This is a genomic window from Neobacillus niacini (assembly GCF_000759675.1).
In the GTDB taxonomy this organism is placed as follows: Bacteria; Bacillota; Bacilli; order Bacillales; family Cytobacillaceae; genus Neobacillus; species Neobacillus niacini_A.
The window spans coordinates 1-16,476 of the sequence record NZ_BAWM01000009.1 but is presented as its reverse complement, the minus strand read 5'-3'; the positions used below and the strand labels follow the sequence as shown (position 1 = coordinate 16,476).

The following is a 16,476-nucleotide window of genomic DNA, read 5'->3' as shown; positions in this document are numbered from 1 at the left end:
TCTATGTAATTTTCCGTTTTTTAACGCAGCTTGATTCGATCAGTCTTTCAGATCGTATCAAGCTGCATTTTTATTGTTGTTTATTTTATCATTCATGAATAAAAATTAATCATAAAATAGCATTCTCATATATAAAATCGTAGGAAGAGGCATCTATTAATATTGAGTCCGCTATAAAAAATGAGTCGAAGGGTGTTGTTGGAATGTGGATCTAAAAGACATAAGCACCTCAGTGCCCAGAAAGGACCATAAAGGTAAAGTATCTGGTCAGTTGGCTTATATTAGTGACGTGAAAGTGGAAAATATGGTTTATGGGGTTTTGTATCGGTCACCCATTGCTTATGGGAAAATTATATCCATTCAATTACCAAACCTTCCTGAAGGATATGAAGCTGTTGGTGCAGAGGATATCCCCGGACCGAACTATGTCAAAATTATCAAAGAAGATCAGCCGATTTTTGCCAATGACTGGGTCAATTATATTGGTGAGCCGATTCTCATGCTCGTTGGAGGAGATCTGAATATCCTTTACAGTTTGTTAGATGAAGTGAAGATTGAATTGGAAGAACATCAGGCTATTTATACATTAGACAAAGCAATCAAACAAAAATCAGTACCTGGGGTTAATATGGCAAGCTATGAATTCGGGGAAAGCTTAGAAATCATTTCAGCTATTGAGCTGAAAGCCCATCAAATCATCGAAGAAGAATATGATACGGGATATCAGGAGCATGTTTACCTTGAGCCACAAGGAATGCTTGCCATTTATAAGGAAGATGAGATTGTCGTCCAGGGTTCGATGCAATGTCTTTATTATATAAAAAATGCATTGCTCAGCGCTTTAGCATGTGGTGACGATGACGTCAGAGTTGTTCAAAGCCCTACCGGTGGAGGTTTTGGCGGAAAAGAAGATTATCCTTCGATGATGGCGTGTCACGTAGCAGTTGCGGCAAAAGCAGTCAAAAAATCAGTGATGCTCGTGTTTGACCGTTCTGAGGATATGGTGGTGACGACGAAAAGGCATCCGGCCAAACTCAAGTATCGAACGGCGATTGATAAGGATGGAAATATTTTGAGCATGTGTGTGGAGATTTTTCTTGATGGCGGAGCGAATGTTGGATTGAGTTCTGTCGTGCTACAGCGGGCATTAATAAACAGTGCCGGTGTTTATAAAATTCCGCATTTTCATTCAAAAGGCTATGTCTTAAAAACCAATACTGTTCCGAACGGTGCCTTCAGAGGCTTTGGAGCTCCACAAAGCTTTGCCGGAATCGAAAGTCATATTGGCCATCTTAGTAAACTGGCAAACATCGACCCAATAGAATATAAACGAAAATACCTCGTCAAACAGGGAGACCCCACCATCACCAAAGGAAATTTCCGTGACCCAATATTAATGGAAGAAATGATTGAGGACTTGCTAAATGCGTCCGATTACAAAAAGAAAAAAGTGGAGTTTCAAACTTTTAATCAGCAAAATCAACGCTATAAAAAAGGCATTGGAACTTCGCTGTTTCTCCACGGCTGTGGATTTACAGGCAGCGGCGAAAGAGATCATATAAAAGCAACAGTGAAACTGGTCAAATCAAAAGACGGCAAGGTTATATTAAAAATTTCAAATTCTGATATGGGACAAGGCATTTATACAACTCTTAGTAAAATTGTCGCCAAGGAATTAGACATCCTATACGAAAAAGTTTTGTACCCTGATCCCGATACAAAAGAGGTTCCCGACTCCGGTCCAACCGTAGCCTCCAGGACGACGATGATTGTCGGCAAGTTGCTTCAACGGGCCGCAAAAAAACTGAAGGATCAGTGGCAATCAGGGGTAGAACAGGAAGTAGTTGAGCATTATGTTCACCGTGAAATGATTCCTTGGGACGAGAAAACCTTCACGGGAGATGCCTACCCGGCTTATTCATGGGGCGTCAATATCGTTGAAGTAGAAGTTGATACGTTAACAGGAAATCTAAAGCTTGAAAAAGTATACGCCAATTATGAAGTGGGGAAGGTCATTGATGACCGGGTTATGAAAGGCCAAATTGACGGTGGTTTAGCCCAAGGATTAGCGTACGGGTATCTTGAAAAAATGACGTCAAGAGAAGGCAAAATCCAACAAAAAAGCATATCGGATTATGGACCCCCGACTTCATTGGACGTTGTTACAATTCAAAGCAAGGTCTTTGATAATCCCTATGCGGATGGTCCATACGGGGCAAAGGGTGCAGGGGAATTAACATTAATCGGCGGCGCTCCGGCAGTTCAAGCGGCAATCGAGGATGCACTGCAAACTTCTTTTCAGCAAATTCCGATTACACCTGAAGTCATTATCGAGAGTCTTTGGATGAGAGAAGGTGAAGAAGGTTGATTAAATTTACACTTAATGGAAGAAAAGTAGAAACAGATGCTCCTGCCACAGCTAGATTACTAGATTTAATAAGAGAGGAGCACCTGTTAATCGGAACCAAGGAAGGCTGCGGAGAAGGAGAATGCGGAGCCTGCAGTGTTTTTGTGAATAACCTCCTGCAAAACAGCTGCCTAATTCCAATTGGATCGATTGAGGGTGCCGATATCGTAACGATAGAAGGAATCATGGAAACAGAACAATTTAAGATTTTAGATGAGAGCTATTCCATTGCCGGAGGAGTGCAATGCGGTTACTGCATTCCTGGGATGGTCATGGCAAGTGCAGCTTTATTAACCAAAAATCCTAATCCTTCCGAGGCTGAAATTCGTGAAGGTATTTCCGGAAATCTGTGCCGATGTACGGGCTACAATATGATTGTTGATGCTATAAGTAAGGCAGCTAAAAAAGGGGACGGCTTATGGCAGAGAAAATAATCGCGTATCGTTTCGATCGCTTAGACCAAACGTTGAGCCAATTGAATAACGAAAACTGTGTGATCATTGCCGGAGGCACCGATGTCATGGTCCTTCACAAAAGTCGAAGGGGAGTACCCCCGAAAATCCCAAAACCGATTGTGTTTATTGATCATCTTTCTGAGCTAAAGCGGGTGTATCAAAATGATAAGGATCTCCATATCGGTGCCTGCTGTACCTATAGCGAATTACTTGAAGACCCGTTCATTCCAAGCCCATTAAAAGACGCAATCAAAACGATTGCAGCACCGGCCATTCGAAACAGAGGGACATTGGGAGGAAATATCTGCAACGCTTCTCCGGCTGGTGATACACTGCCATTATTATATATATACAATGCAAAACTATTGCTGCGCTCCGTTAAAGGTGATCGCATCGTTGCGATTAGCGATTTTATTCAAGGTCCACGACGGGTGCAGCGTGATCATAATGAAATTTTGGCTGAAATCATCTTGCCGTCCATATTAGAAGGAGGTTCCCATGTCGTTTTTGAGAAAGTCGGCAACCGTAATGCAGATGCCATTGCCAAAGTAGGGTTTGCAGGTTATATCCGGTTAAATGGTGCTCGAATCGATGATGTTCGCTTTGCATTCGGCGCGGTTGGACCTACAATGGTTCGTTCCATGGATATTGAGAAGAAGTTGCTTGGAAAGACCGTACCATTAGCCGCAGCAGACATCGCTCAGATTGTGGCAGCCTTCGATAAGATCATTAAACCAATCGACGATCAGCGCTCCACTGCTTTATACAGAAAAACAGTCGCATTAAATCTGTTACGTTATTTTCTTAGCATGAAACAATATCAACCGAATTAAAGTTAAGGCTCTGATAAACTTGACTGTTTATTTCCGCTCCAGGCACTTCGCTTTCCGTGGGCGGTCGGTGAGCCTCCTCGGCGCATTCGCGCCTGTGGGGTCTCACCCTTACCTGCTAGTCCCACAGGAGTCTCGTGTCTTCCGCTCCAATCAACAGGGTTAGAAAATCAACCATAATTTTTAAGACAAACAATGTATATAAAAGGAGGGAGCTTCTCATGCTAATGATGGAAAAAGTCGCCATGCTGAATCGTCAAAACGAAACCTTTGCTTTAGCCATGATTATAGAATCAAAGGGCTCGACTCCCAGGCATGTTGGAAAAATGATTGTATTCCGTGATGGTACGATTGAAGGCACTGTCGGTGGGGGCTTGGCTGAGCACTATGTCATCGAAGAGAGTGTAAAGGCGCTCCAAATGGGTCAATCGAAAATCGTTGAATACAAATTAAATAAACATGCAAAAGATGGAATTCAAATGAGTTGTGGCGGAACATTGAGGGTGTTTATTGAGGTCTATACAAGCAGGCCTGAACTCGTTCTGGCTGGTGCCGGTCATTTAGCCTATGCGTTGGCAAAGCTTGCTGATTCCCTTGAATATCCTTATTGCATTGTCGATGATCGTGTTGGTTATTGTACGAAGGAACGCTTTCCTAATGCGACGAACATTTTTTTGAACGAGGATATTGGAAAGGCCTTACTTGCAGCCAATTTAAATAAAAAGTCATATGTGGTAATTGTTACAAAAGATTGTGATGATATTGTATTAAAAACAGCACTACAATTTCCGATTGCCTATGTTGGGATGGTTGCCAGCAAGCGCAAGGTCATAACCATATTTGAAAAATTAAAAAGTGAAGGAGTATCGGAGGAACAGTTGGAGCAGGTTCATTCTCCAATCGGATTGGAAATTGGCGCGGAAACAACAGAAGAAATTGCCATCTGTATTATCGGGGAAATTATCAAAGTAAGCAAGGAAATTAAGCCAATAAAAGTGAAACAATTAATTAGATAAGTAGAAGTAGTGAGCCAAGTAATTTAGTTAATTCTCAATTGGTAGAATAGAACATTTTAACTAGTAATAAATAACTATATTGCTTGTTTAGCTTTAAGATGATATATTTGTATATAAAAAATATATCAACTTTAAAAGGTGAAGCGAATGAGTACTCCCTTATATGAAAAAATATATGATTATATCATCGATCAAATTAAGCAAGGACATTTAATGGAGGGAGATCGAGTTCCTTCAGAAATGGAGTTGGTTGAAAAATTTGATGTAAGCAGAATTACATCAAAAAAAGCTTTAGATTTGCTTGCTCAAAATAAGATCATTGAGCGGATAAGAGGAAAAGGCTCATTTGTCGCCCAACAGCAGCAAGAAAATATGAAGTGGTCTCCAAATGACACGCAACGTTTCACTCTTACAAATAGTAAATTAATCGCCCTAATCATACCTGACTTTGATAATGCTTTTGGGTTGAATCTAGTGAAAACAATAGAAAAAGTCTGTATGGAAAATAATTGCAACCTGATTATCCGGCGTACCGGAGGGAATACCAAAGAAGAAGAAAATGCCATCATCGATCTTGTAAATAGTGGAGTGGATGGTCTCATCATCTTTCCCGTCCACGGTGAACATTACAATACAGAAATTTTAAAACTAGTAGTAAAGGATTTTCCAATCGTGTTAGTGGATCGTTACCTAAAGGGAATTCCCGCAAGCTCCGTTTGTACAAATAATCAAACAGCCTCTGAAACCTTGACGAATTATTTATTCACGTTAGGTCATAAGGAAATCGCATTCCTTTCCCCGACTCCAAGCGGGAATTCTACGTTAGAGGAGAGACTCCAAGGGTTTCATATTGCTTATTCAAAGCAAGGATTGAAAATGAATCCTGAATTTTTATTAATTGAGCTGATCAGTTCCTTGCCGCAAAATTACGCGGATCACTCGGAAAATACTATGCAAGCCGACTTTCATGCAATCAAAGGTTTTATTGAAAATAATCTTGAAGTCACAGCCTTTATTGTGAGTGAATATTATTTGGCCCTTACACTTAGGAATGTTTTAATAAAGCTGGGGAAAAAAATTCCCGAAGATTATTCCGTTGTATGTTTTGACTGCCCAGAAGACCGTTTTAATCAGGCTCTCTTTACTCATATTCATCAACATGAGGAAGAAATGGGCAAAAAGGCCGTTCATCTATTAATGAAGCAATTAAAGGGCGAAACAATTCCCAAGCATACTGTGATAGATTTTACTTTGATTGAAGGAACATCGACTGTGCCAAATCAGCGAATATAAATCCAAAACAATCCTTTGCGTAAGGATTGTTTTTTTTTCTCTCTAAAACAGCATTTATAAATGCCCGAAAAATAAAAAGAAAGAATTTTCAAAAAGTATGTTGACATGTCTATGTGCAGTTGGTAATCTATCAATATACCATTAATAACAACACGTTATAGTTGTTATATCATTTTAACGAGATATTTTTTTAACAACTATTGAAAGCGCTTTTATTAGTGGAGCATCTCAGAAGTACATAAAAAGGGGAATAAAAAAATATTAAAAAAAGCAGGGGGATGAACATGAAGCAAAAGCAAAAAAAAATTGGGTCTTTAGTATTAATGATCATGCTAACTCTATCTATGATTCTCACTGGTTGCTCCTCGAAATCTAGTTCTTCAGGGAAAGCAAACAAAAATCAAACGACAGTAACTTTTTGGCACCCAATGACAGATGTTACGGGTGAAGCGGTGGATGCAGTCATTAAGGAATTTGAGAAACAAAATCCAGATATCAAAATCAATTCTGTCTATACAGCAAATCAAGGTGAAGGACAAAATGAAAAATTAATGACGGCCATTTCCGGAGGAAATCCTCCTGATGTCGCTTACTTCGACCGTTTCGAGATTGGATCCTGGGCAGCGCAAGGATCATTGGAAGATTTGACACAATTAGCTGAATCCAGCGGCGTTACAAAGGAAACCTATTATCCTTTTGCATGGGATGAGGCCAATTATCAAGGTAAACTATTCGGAATCCCTACCACTACGGATTCAAGGCTCGTGTATTTTAATATAGACCATTTCAAAGAAGTGGGATTAGACCCTGAGAACCCTCCGAAAACAATTGCTGAATTAGAAGCTGCGGCGGAAAAATTAACTAAGAAAAAAGGAAAGCGCTTTGAACGAATTGGCTTTATTCCATGGTTTGGCCAAGGCTGGTTTTATGGATGGGGTTGGTCGTTCGGCGGAGAATTCTATAATCCTGAAACAAATAAAGCAACAGCCGAAGATCCAAAGCTTGTGGAGGCTCTTCAATGGATTACAGATTATGCAAAGAAATATAATGTCGAGGATATCGCTGGTTTTACCGATTCACAAGGCCAGGGTGCAATGGACCCATTCCTAACTGGCCAGCTAAGCATGAAGGTAAGCGGACCATGGGAAGTTTCCGCCATTAAGAAATTCAAACCGGATTTGAAATATGGGGTATTTCCTTTGCCAACACCAACAGGTGAAAATCATACAACATGGTCAGGCGGATGGTCAGTTGTGATCCCTAAAGGTGCGGAAAATAAAGACGCTGCATGGAAATTTATGAAGTTCTTTGGCGGGGAAGAAGGTCAAAAGGTTTTTAGTGGAATCGCAAGAGACTTCTCCGTCATTGATTCCGTCAATGAAGAACTAGGATATAAAGGAGACCCAATCTTAAAAGAATTTGTCAAGATCTTGCCTGTTTCTCACCATAGACCTGTTATGACACAAGGATCTTTATATTGGAATGAATTGGCGAGCGCGGTAGAAAATGCAACACGTGGAAATGGATCACCAGAAGAGCTTTTAACAAAAGTGAATGAAAAAGTAAATAAAGAACTAAGTAAATAAGAACATACTGGATAAGAAAGGGAGGAGTTTTGCTCCTCCCGGAAAATCAAAGTTCGGGAGGAGCGGTGATTAAAGTGAAAGGTAACATGCCATTGGCTGAAAATATGAACTCTCCTAAAACAGAGCCTAACAATCAAATAAACATCACTGCTAAGAAAAGGCTGGCTAATTGGGGGAAATACAAAACCGGATTTTTATTTGCATCACCTTGGATTATAGGTTTACTTGTTTTTTATGCGATTCCCTTGGTTTCATCCATTTATTTTAGCTTTACTACATACAGCATTCTTCAGCCAGGTGAATTCATAGGTTTGCAGAATTATAAAGAATTAATGAATGATGAATTATTTTGGAAATCCGTTTATAATACCGTTTACTTTGCGGTGTTTTATGTTCCATTAGGAATCATCTTTGGTGTGGCGCTGGCCATGATGCTGAACATGAAGGTAAAAGGGATGGCCGTATACCGAACGATTTTCTTCCTGCCAACTCTTGTCCCGCATGTAGCGCTAGCGGTTTTATGGATGTGGCTGTTAAATCCAGGGTTTGGGCTAGTAAACGGAATTTTAAGCACGATCGGTATTGAAGGGCCATCATGGCTTGGAAGTGAGACATGGTCTAAGCCTTCATTAATCCTGATGTCATTGTGGGGAATAGGACAGGCAGTGGTCATCTATTTAGCGGGGCTGGGAGATATTCCAGAAGATTATTATGATGCAGCAAATGTAGACGGAGCGAACTGGTTCCAAAAAACCTTTCATATTACCCTGCCTCTATTAACACCCGTTATCTTTTTTAATTTGGTCATGGGAATTATTGGGGCCTTCCAGCAATTCACATTACCTTACACATTGACACAAGGGAAAGGGACACCAGCCAATTCATTAACATTTTATGTGATGTATTTATATGATAACGGCTTCAAATTCTTTAAAATGGGCTATGCCTCTGCCATGGCATGGGTTTTATTTTTGATTGTTATGGCTTTAACGGCCTTTGTATTTATAACATCCAAGCGCTGGGTTCACTACCAGGGCAAATAAGGGAGGAGAAAAAATGGATGCAACAAGGAAGAAGAAAGTATCGCGTTTTTCAGCACATATTGTCCTAATAATCGCATCATTTTTCTTTATGATTCCATTTATCTGGATGGTATCAACATCATTAAAACCATTGACACAAGTATTTACGTTTCCGCCTGAATGGATTCCAAAGCCAGTCAAGTGGAGCAATTATATTGATGCCATGAATTATATCCCGTTTTTCACTTATTTAAAAAACACCATCATTATTACTGTGTTAAGTACCGTTGGGGCTGTTTTATCGTGTCCAATTGTTGCTTATAGCTTCGCGAAACTGACGTGGCCTGGGAGGAATATCCTTTTTATCATTACCATTGGGGTTATGATGATCCCAGGGCAAGTGACCATGATTCCATTATTTTTATTGTTTGAAAAATTAGGGATGGTAGGTACGCCCTATCCATTAATTCTCCCGGCATTTTTCGGAATCCCTTTTTACATCTTCCTGTTAAGGCAATTTTTTATGGGCTTACCTGATAGTTTAAGAGAGGCTGCGAAAATAGATGGTGCCAGCGAATTCAGAATCTATTGGCAAATCATGCTTCCGCTAGCGAAACCAGCGGTATTGGCCGTAGGACTATTTCAATTTATGGCGAGTTGGACAGACTTTATCGGACCATTACTCTATTTAACGGATTCCGTTCAATACACTTTATCTCTAGGTTTGCAGCAATTCCAAAGTCAGAAGGGTTCTGAGTGGGGACTCATGATGGCTGTATCGACCATGATGACGATTCCTGTTGTTATCCTATTCTTCTTTTTGCAAAAAACATTTATTAAAGGAATCACTTTCAGTGGAATTAAATAGGAATCTATTAATATCAATTATAACTAGTAGGAGGTTGTTCATATGAATAAAAAAATAGGAATGAGAATATCACCAAAAATCGGTGCAGAGGGAATGGAGTCTGTGGCAAGATTCGCGGCTAGTATTGGCTTGGATGTCATCGATGTTCCCGTTTATAACCAAGAGGTGAAAGCCGTTTTAGAAAATGCTGGGCTGGAAGTCGGATCCATTGATGGTGTAGGTGCCGTTGGCAGTACAAAGCTCTTAAGTGAAAATGAGAAAAGTCGTGAAGAAGCAGTAACTGCTCTAAAAACGCAAATGACAGAAATTTCTCAGCTTGGCGGGAAAGTCATGTTTATGTGTCTGGTTCCGGATGATATAACCTTGCCGAGAAAGAAGGCGTTTGAAATCTGGAAAGAAACCTTTCCTGCTATCGTGAAGCACGCTGAACAAGAAAACATTTATATTGCCTTAGAAGGGTGGCCGGGGCCTGCTCCCTATTATCCAACGTTAGGATGCACACCTGAAATGCTAAAAGCGATGTTCAACGTTGTACCTTCTAAACATTTCGGGATCAATTATGATCCTTCCCACTTAGTAAGGTTAGGGATTGACCATTTAAGAGTATTGAGTGAATTTGGTGACAGAATTAATTACTGTCATGGTAAAGACACAGAAATTTTACATGATGAACAATATGAATGCGGTAACCTTGCTGCTACCTTTGGAGCAAACTATGATTTTTCAGAAGGGCCATGGAGATACACCATCCCTGGACAAGGTGATGTGGATTGGGCAAAGGTAGCGGTGCGTTTAGAAAAGATCGGTTATCAGGGTCCAATCAGCATAGAACTAGAAGATCATCGCTATTGGGGGTCCTTAGAGAAGGAGCAGCAAGGAATTATCAAAGCTAAAGAACATCTGGCTATATATTTTAAATAAATTCAGAGGAGGAAATGAAGATGACAAGAACTGTGAAAGTAGCGATTGTTGGTTGTGGCGGAATCGCAAATGGAAAACATATGCCAAGCTTATCTAAGCTGAAGCATGTTGAATTAGTGGCCTTTTGTGACGTACTGATTGAAAGAGCTGAAAAAGCGGCGGAGGAATACGGAATTCCTGGTGCAAAGGTGTATGAGGATTATCGTGAGCTTATCCAGGACGAAGCGATTGAGGTGGTCCATGTCCTTACTCCAAATGATTCCCATGCGGAAATAACAGTGGCTGCACTGGATTCAGGAAAGCATGTTATGTGTGAAAAACCGATGGCGAAGACTTCTGCTGAAGCACGAACCATGGTTGAGGCGGCAAAACGCTCTGGTAAGAAACTAACAATCGGGTATAACAATCGTTTCCGACCAGATAGCCAGCATTTACATCAAGTATGTGAACGCGGGGATTTAGGGGAAGTTTATTTTGCGAAGGCGCATGCCATTCGCCGTCGTGCCGTTCCAACATGGGGTGTGTTTTTGGATGAAGAAAAGCAAGGCGGAGGCCCGCTAATTGATATCGGCACCCATGCCCTTGATTTAACGTTATGGATGATGAATAACTATACACCTAAATCCGTTATGGGTAACACGTATCATAAATTAAGCCAAAAGAAAAATGCTGCCAATGCATGGGGACCATGGGACCCTGAAAAATTTACCGTTGAGGATTCTGCCTTTGGCTTTATTACGATGGAAAATGGCGCTACCATTGTACTCGAAACAAGCTGGGCGTTAAACTCCCTCGATGAGGACGAGGCAAAATGCTCACTTAGCGGGACTGAGGGTGGAGCCGATATGAAGGATGGACTTAGAATTAACGGCGAAAATTTCGGAAAGCTTTATACAACCAATATTGAGCTTGGTGCCGGGGGAGTGGCCTTTTATGATGGAAACTCAGAATCTGATGCCGATCTAGAAGCAAGGCTTTGGATTGATACGATCCTCAATGACACAGGGCCTGTGGTAAAGCCGGAACAAGCATTTGTGGTGACGCAAATCTTAGAGGCAATCTATGAATCGGCTAAAACAGGAAAAGCTGTTTATTTTCAAGAGAAATCTTCCTTTGTTACGAATTAATGTGTGCTTAGATAGTAAATGATGTTAAGCGGGGTGAAAGAAGTGGAAAGTGTTAGAGTGGGCATAATTGGAACGGGCGGAATTTCTCATTTGCATGTCCAACAATTGAGGGAAATAAAGAATGCTCAGATTGTTGCGGTGGCTGACCCAAGTCAGGAAAATCGCAGACAATTGATTGAAAAATTCAACCTTGAGCAGATTGTTGAATTTAACCGTCATCAAGACATGCTGGAAACGATCCCGATGGATGCGGTGCTTATTTGTTCGCCGCATACCCTGCATTATCAACAGGTGGTGGATTCCATTCATCATGATTGCCATGTGTTACTCGAAAAACCGATGGCTTGTTCATTAGAAGAAGCAGAGCAGCTCATTGATTTGGCGAAAAAGGAAAATAAGGTTCTTCAAGTATCCTATCAAAGGCATTTTGAACCGGCTTTTCTTTATATTCGGGAAGCGATTTCAAGCGGCAAAATTGGAAAGCTTACATCGATCACCGCTTCTTTATACCAGGATTGGAAACACTTGACCACAGGTACCTGGCGGCAAAATCCTTCGTTATCCGGCGGAGGAATGCTGATGGATTCTGGAAGTCACATTGTCGACGTGCTTTTGTGGACGACAGGATTAAAGCCGCTTGAAGTGGAATCCAAAATAGAACAGCATGAAACGGCTGTGGAGCAGGATTCCTTTACAACGATCCGCTTTGAAAACAATGTGGTGGCAGGTCTAAATATTGTCGGGAATGCCCCATGCTGGCATGAAACTTACGTTTTCTGCGGAGAAAATGGAGCGATTTTTTATGACAATGGCAAGATTGTTCTTCGCCTATTAGGAAAAGAAGCGATTGTCCCTGAGCTTCCTTCGCAAACAACAAATTCGGACAAAAGCTTTATCGATGCGATCTTAGGCGTTCACGAAGTCAAGGTGAGAGGCGAATTCGCTAAAGAAGTCGTCGCACTTACGGAAAGAATATATAAAGCGGCAGGTTATCAAGCTATTACTCCAGTAAATAACGGAAAATAAAAAGGTGGAGGGAAAAAGATGGCAAATACGCTCAATATCGGAATTATCGGCAGCGGCGGAATTGCAGCTGCCCATGCAAGAGCCTATAAGCAAATGCCAGATGTAAGGATTGTGGCTGTTGCCGATGTGATTCCAGGTAGGGCTAAGCAATTTATTGAACAGCTAGAATTAAAAGAGGCAAAAGCCTTTGATGACCATCTCGAGCTTTTACATATGGATCTCGATGGAGTCAGTATTTGTACGCCAAATGTAGCCCATCATAACACAAGCATTGATTCCCTTAAAGAGGGCAAACATGTGTTAGTGGAAAAGCCGATGGCCGTTACCTTAGGACAGGCGATTGAAATGGTGGAAGCATCCAAAAAGGCAGATAAAATCCTGACAGTCGGATTTCAACCAAGATATGATCCTAATATGAAAGCGGTAAAAGAAATCGTTCAATCGGGTCAATTAGGGAATGTCTATTATGTTCAAACAGGTGGCGGACGCCGGCGGGGAATGCCTGGAGGAACCTTTATCAATAAAGAATTAGCAGGTGCGGGTGCGATGGCGGATATCGGTTGTTATTCATTAGACCTAGCTTTAAATACACTGGGCTATCCTAAGCCCTTAACCGTATCCGCCTATACGTCTAATCATTTCGGTACAAATCCGCTATACCACAAGGAAGCGGATAAGTTTGAAGTCGAGGATTTTGGTGTGGCGATGATCCGTTTAGAAGGCGGTATTGTATTAAACTTTAAAATATCATGGGCGATGCATATGGACTCTCTGGGTCCAACTCTCTTCCTTGGAAAGGATGCCGGTTTGAAATTAACGCCAGCGGGCAGCGGACCATGGAGTGGTGTGTGGGACGGGGGAATCGGCTCGATCAGCTTATTCCATGATATAAAAGGGCACCATGTAGAATCAGCCATTCCTGTTCAAAATAATCAGTTAAATATTTTTTATGAAAAGGTGCGCGACTTTGTATTGGCGATTCAGAATGGTAATCCTGCACCAATTCCTGGTGAACAAATTGTGATCAATCAAGCGATTATTGATGGGATATTACGTTCAGCAGAGCAGGGCAGTGAAGTAAAAATCGACATTCCCGAATTTTGTGTGAATTTATCATAAAGGAAAAGCGAAAAGTGGTTTTATTCTATTCTTTAGAATAAGATCACTTTTTTATTTATAAACGTTATATAAAACGGTCTTCTACCTAATAAATGTATTCATTTCATTAAATCTATGGGTTAATCTACTCAATTATAATAATTTAGGGAGGAACTCTTACGTCGGAAATAATGAAGGTGTAATGATAAAAAAATGCCCGTTGAAATACTGAGGCCACTGAAAAAGTACCACAAAACAAAAAAGGGTAGAACTCTCATATTATTGAGGGTTTCTACCCTTTTTTGTTTTATAATTGAAGTATCTATTTTAAGTGGGTGGTTTAGGTGATACAAAAACAACAAACAATGATTTTTAGTCCCTATATGGACCTCTATAATCTAATCGTTCCAGAAGATAATCTGTTACGCAGAATTAATAGTCTGGTCGACTTCTCCTTTGTCTATGAAGAACTAAAGGATAAATATTGTTTGGATAATGGTCGGAACGCCATCGATCCGATTCGTATGTTCAAATATTTATTGTTGAAAACTATCTATGACCTATCTGATGTTGATGTGGTTGATCGTTCAAAATACGATATGTCCTTCAAGTATTTTCTAAACATGGCCCCTGAAGAGGAAGTGATTGAGCCGAGCACTCTGACCAAGTTTCGGAAACTCAGACTCAAAGATGTCAACCTACTGGACATGCTTATCAATAAGACTGTAGAGATAGCGATTGAAAAAGAGATCATCAAGAGTAAATCCATCATCGCTGATGCCACCCATACGAAAGCACGATATAATCAAATGACTCCTAAAGAGGTCCTTATGGAACGTTCCAAAAAATTAAGAAAAGCTGTCTATCAAATTGACGAATCTGGGGTCGTTATAAGTGTTTGGTGGAGCAATACAGTTCTATATCCTAACGATTATGATTTGAAGATCCTCGGTCCAGATGCAGCTAAGTACTGGATTAATAATGAATGTGGTAGAGGGAATGTTGCGACAAATATGCGATATGAGATCTATCCTCTCTAATAAAGGGCCAATAGCCCTTAAATAATAAAGGGCTATTATGCATTCATTGATACAAAGGTAGGGAGTCTGAGTAGACCTGCTTTCGTAATATTTCTATATTTTACATAACACGATATGGGTTCAATAAATACATATTTTTATCATTCTCGTCCTTTTTAGGTATCTGGTACACTTTCTTTCTTACTTCACAAGGAACACCAAGTTCCATTATCCCTGCATACTTCCCATCCGAGTAGGAATAAGTGATGGAGCGAAGATTGCTCAAGTGACAGAAAAGCGCAAGTCAATGTTTATGACGGAGATAAAGAAGCTTAAGGATGTTTATAAAATTTCTACAGGACTTCTTACAGAAGGACAAAAGGAAGAAATTGCTTACTTTATAGCTGTACGTTCATTTATTTTGAAATCTGAACGTCTAGGTATTCCTGATTTAAAAGAAATTAATGACCGTATCCCCAAAATGTTGAAAGATGTAATTTTAGGGGATGAGGTTATGGTACTAACTGAAACAACATCATCTGAAAGCTTTGATCTATTAAATGAGGAGAATATAGGAAAACTTAGAGCCATTCTTCAAAAAAATATTGCAACTAATATTTTAATGCGTGTCCTGAAGGAAAAGCTAAATGGCATAAAGAAAACAAATATGTACGATAAGCAAGAGCTTCTCACAACGATTCCAAGCAATCTATGAAAAATACAACAACCGCAATGACAATGAAGATGTTTATAAGGTAATTGAGGAGCTTATTAAATTTAGAGATGAATTAGAGGCTGCCATTAATGAAGGTAAGCATTTAGGTCTTTCATATGAGGAAAAGGCTTTCTTTTGGGAGCAGATATAACATTCATAAATTAATGGAAGATGAGATTCTAGTTATGATTGCAATGCAGTTGCACAAAATATTGGTAATTTAAAGGTGAACAAAGCTACTTCTATTAATAATTTTGTTTTCTACATTCAGCAGACCAGACATGTGGAGTGCTGTTCACTACTAGTATTGAAAGAATAAAATGAATGTGGCCGTGTGTAAAACAGTCTCCCTGATTTTAGGGAGGCTTATTTTTTTATCTTTAAACGTCTGCGGTGTAGAGAGATTTTTTTATGTGATGGTGTGATATAAAAATTTTAGGAATATACGTTCTGGATATTCGACTGGGGTGGTGTTACTAATGGGGGAGTTAAATATTAAGCAAAAGAGATTTGCCGATTATTATATCGAGACTGGCAACGCCACTGCGAGTTATTTAAGAGCGGGTTACGAAGCCGAAGGGAATGCAGCCGAAGTAAACGCCAGCCGCCTGCTAAGGTTTTGGAGTATATTAAGGAGCGGAATGAAAAATTGGATGTTGAATTCATTGCGGATATAACGGAAACAAAGCGGTTTTGGACAGAAATTATGAGGGATACCGGTGCTGATATTAAGGATCTATTAAAGGCATCGGAATATATTGCTAAAACGAACGGTGCTTTTGTTGAGAAGAAGGAACTTCAAGGTGGATTTAGTAATAAGATTACCTTTGGTTTTGTTGATCCAACAGTTACTGATGCTTAATTAATCAACTGCTTTAAATGATGGAGAGAATTACAGTCATAATGATTGAATTTGTCTCCATTTTTTTTGTATTAATCACAATGGTTGTATCCTACAGGTACTGGTTGAAAGAAAAAGATTGTGAAGGATTGTACTTAAACTAACGTGGCAGGATAGTTGAAGAGGGATTGGGAATCATACACCTAAAAAAGGGTGTAAGAATTATGAAAAAAATATGTCTTATTGTATTAT

At 40.0% G+C, this 16,476-nt stretch carries 16 protein-coding genes and 1 pseudogene; all 17 read left to right on the top strand.

All coding sequences use genetic code 11. From position 1 onward, the window contains the following. The first annotated feature begins 205 nt into the window (after positions 1 to 205). On the top strand, positions 206 to 2,368 hold the full coding sequence (locus TR08_RS04285) for a xanthine dehydrogenase family protein molybdopterin-binding subunit (protein ID WP_045516035.1): 2,163 nt from the start codon (positions 206 to 208) through the stop codon (positions 2,366 to 2,368). Next, on the top strand, positions 2,365 to 2,841 hold the full coding sequence (locus tag TR08_RS04280) for a (2Fe-2S)-binding protein (protein ID WP_045516033.1): 477 nt from the start codon (positions 2,365 to 2,367) through the stop codon (positions 2,839 to 2,841). The genes TR08_RS04285 and TR08_RS04280 overlap by 4 nt, the downstream gene beginning before the upstream one ends. Continuing rightward, positions 2,826 to 3,695 (top strand): FAD binding domain-containing protein, encoded by an 870-nt coding sequence (locus TR08_RS04275; RefSeq protein ID WP_045516031.1) that lies wholly within the window; start codon positions 2,826 to 2,828, stop codon positions 3,693 to 3,695. Before TR08_RS04280 ends, TR08_RS04275 begins: the two co-directional genes overlap by 16 nt. Before the next feature lie 218 nt (positions 3,696 to 3,913). Then, a complete protein-coding gene (locus TR08_RS04270; protein WP_052427333.1) occupies positions 3,914 to 4,708 on the top strand; it encodes an XdhC family protein in 795 nt (264 codons plus the stop codon). 147 nt (positions 4,709 to 4,855) lie between these two features. Further along, a complete protein-coding gene (locus TR08_RS04265) occupies positions 4,856 to 6,001 on the top strand; it encodes a GntR family transcriptional regulator (protein ID WP_045516029.1) in 1,146 nt (381 codons plus the stop codon). Between the two features lie 284 nt (positions 6,002 to 6,285). Continuing rightward, positions 6,286 to 7,587, top strand: coding sequence for an ABC transporter substrate-binding protein (locus TR08_RS04260; protein WP_238579077.1), 1,302 nt, complete (start codon positions 6,286 to 6,288; stop codon positions 7,585 to 7,587). 65 nt (positions 7,588 to 7,652) lie between these two features. Further along, positions 7,653 to 8,630, top strand: coding sequence for a carbohydrate ABC transporter permease (locus TR08_RS04255; RefSeq protein WP_238579076.1), 978 nt, complete (start codon positions 7,653 to 7,655; stop codon positions 8,628 to 8,630). A 13-nt stretch (positions 8,631 to 8,643) separates the two neighbouring features. Beyond that, the gene (locus TR08_RS04250; protein WP_045516025.1) at positions 8,644 to 9,477 is read left to right on the top strand and encodes a carbohydrate ABC transporter permease; all 834 of its coding nucleotides are present in this window, start codon (positions 8,644 to 8,646) and stop codon (positions 9,475 to 9,477) included. 42 nt (positions 9,478 to 9,519) lie between these two features. Continuing rightward, positions 9,520 to 10,398 carry a sugar phosphate isomerase/epimerase family protein gene (locus TR08_RS04245; RefSeq protein WP_045516024.1) on the top strand — a complete coding sequence of 293 codons (879 nt, stop codon included), beginning with the start codon at positions 9,520 to 9,522 and terminating at the stop codon, positions 10,396 to 10,398. A 20-nt stretch (positions 10,399 to 10,418) separates the two neighbouring features. After that, positions 10,419 to 11,525: a Gfo/Idh/MocA family protein gene (locus TR08_RS04240; protein WP_045516023.1), complete on the top strand. Its 1,107-nt coding sequence runs from the start codon at positions 10,419 to 10,421 to the stop codon at positions 11,523 to 11,525. A 42-nt stretch (positions 11,526 to 11,567) separates the two neighbouring features. After that, positions 11,568 to 12,551, top strand: coding sequence for a Gfo/Idh/MocA family protein (locus TR08_RS04235; RefSeq protein WP_052427343.1), 984 nt, complete (start codon positions 11,568 to 11,570; stop codon positions 12,549 to 12,551). 18 nt (positions 12,552 to 12,569) lie between these two features. Next, positions 12,570 to 13,670, top strand: a complete 1,101-nt coding sequence (locus TR08_RS04230; RefSeq protein WP_045516021.1) for a Gfo/Idh/MocA family protein — start codon at positions 12,570 to 12,572, stop codon at positions 13,668 to 13,670. A 323-nt stretch (positions 13,671 to 13,993) separates the two neighbouring features. Further along, positions 13,994 to 14,530, top strand: a pseudogene (locus tag TR08_RS04225) (transposase); the annotation flags it as partial. A 424-nt stretch (positions 14,531 to 14,954) separates the two neighbouring features. Then, positions 14,955 to 15,383, top strand: coding sequence for a type I restriction enzyme endonuclease domain-containing protein (locus TR08_RS33055; protein WP_045516019.1), 429 nt, complete (start codon positions 14,955 to 14,957; stop codon positions 15,381 to 15,383). Next, positions 15,334 to 15,534 carry a type I restriction enzyme endonuclease domain-containing protein gene (locus TR08_RS33050; RefSeq protein WP_370576273.1) on the top strand — a complete coding sequence of 67 codons (201 nt, stop codon included), beginning with the start codon at positions 15,334 to 15,336 and terminating at the stop codon, positions 15,532 to 15,534. Before TR08_RS33055 ends, TR08_RS33050 begins: the two co-directional genes overlap by 50 nt. 328 nt (positions 15,535 to 15,862) lie before the next feature. Continuing rightward, positions 15,863 to 16,060: a terminase small subunit gene (locus TR08_RS30150; RefSeq protein ID WP_052427332.1), complete on the top strand. Its 198-nt coding sequence runs from the start codon at positions 15,863 to 15,865 to the stop codon at positions 16,058 to 16,060. Further along, positions 16,033 to 16,245 carry a hypothetical protein gene (locus TR08_RS30145; RefSeq protein WP_052427331.1) on the top strand — a complete coding sequence of 71 codons (213 nt, stop codon included), beginning with the start codon at positions 16,033 to 16,035 and terminating at the stop codon, positions 16,243 to 16,245. Before TR08_RS30150 ends, TR08_RS30145 begins: the two co-directional genes overlap by 28 nt. Positions 16,246 to 16,476: the final 231 nt, after the last annotated feature.

Bases quoted from the DNA above. Each gene is read 5' to 3' on its own strand.
- TR08_RS04250 (WP_045516025.1), top strand. From the start codon at position 8,644: ATGGATGCAACAAGGAAGAAGAAAGTATCGCGTTTTTCAGCACATATT.
- TR08_RS04260 (WP_238579077.1), top strand. From the start codon at position 6,286: ATGAAGCAAAAGCAAAAAAAAATTGGGTCTTTAGTATTAATGATCATG.
- TR08_RS04240 (WP_045516023.1), top strand. From the start codon at position 10,419: ATGACAAGAACTGTGAAAGTAGCGATTGTTGGTTGTGGCGGAATCGCA.
- TR08_RS04245 (WP_045516024.1), top strand. From the start codon at position 9,520: ATGAATAAAAAAATAGGAATGAGAATATCACCAAAAATCGGTGCAGAG.
- TR08_RS04265 (WP_045516029.1), top strand. From the start codon at position 4,856: ATGAGTACTCCCTTATATGAAAAAATATATGATTATATCATCGATCAA.
- TR08_RS30150 (WP_052427332.1), top strand. From the start codon at position 15,863: ATGGGGGAGTTAAATATTAAGCAAAAGAGATTTGCCGATTATTATATC.
- TR08_RS04270 (WP_052427333.1), top strand. From the start codon at position 3,914: ATGCTAATGATGGAAAAAGTCGCCATGCTGAATCGTCAAAACGAAACC.
- TR08_RS04230 (WP_045516021.1), top strand. From the start codon at position 12,570: ATGGCAAATACGCTCAATATCGGAATTATCGGCAGCGGCGGAATTGCA.
- TR08_RS04275 (WP_045516031.1), top strand. From the start codon at position 2,826: ATGGCAGAGAAAATAATCGCGTATCGTTTCGATCGCTTAGACCAAACG.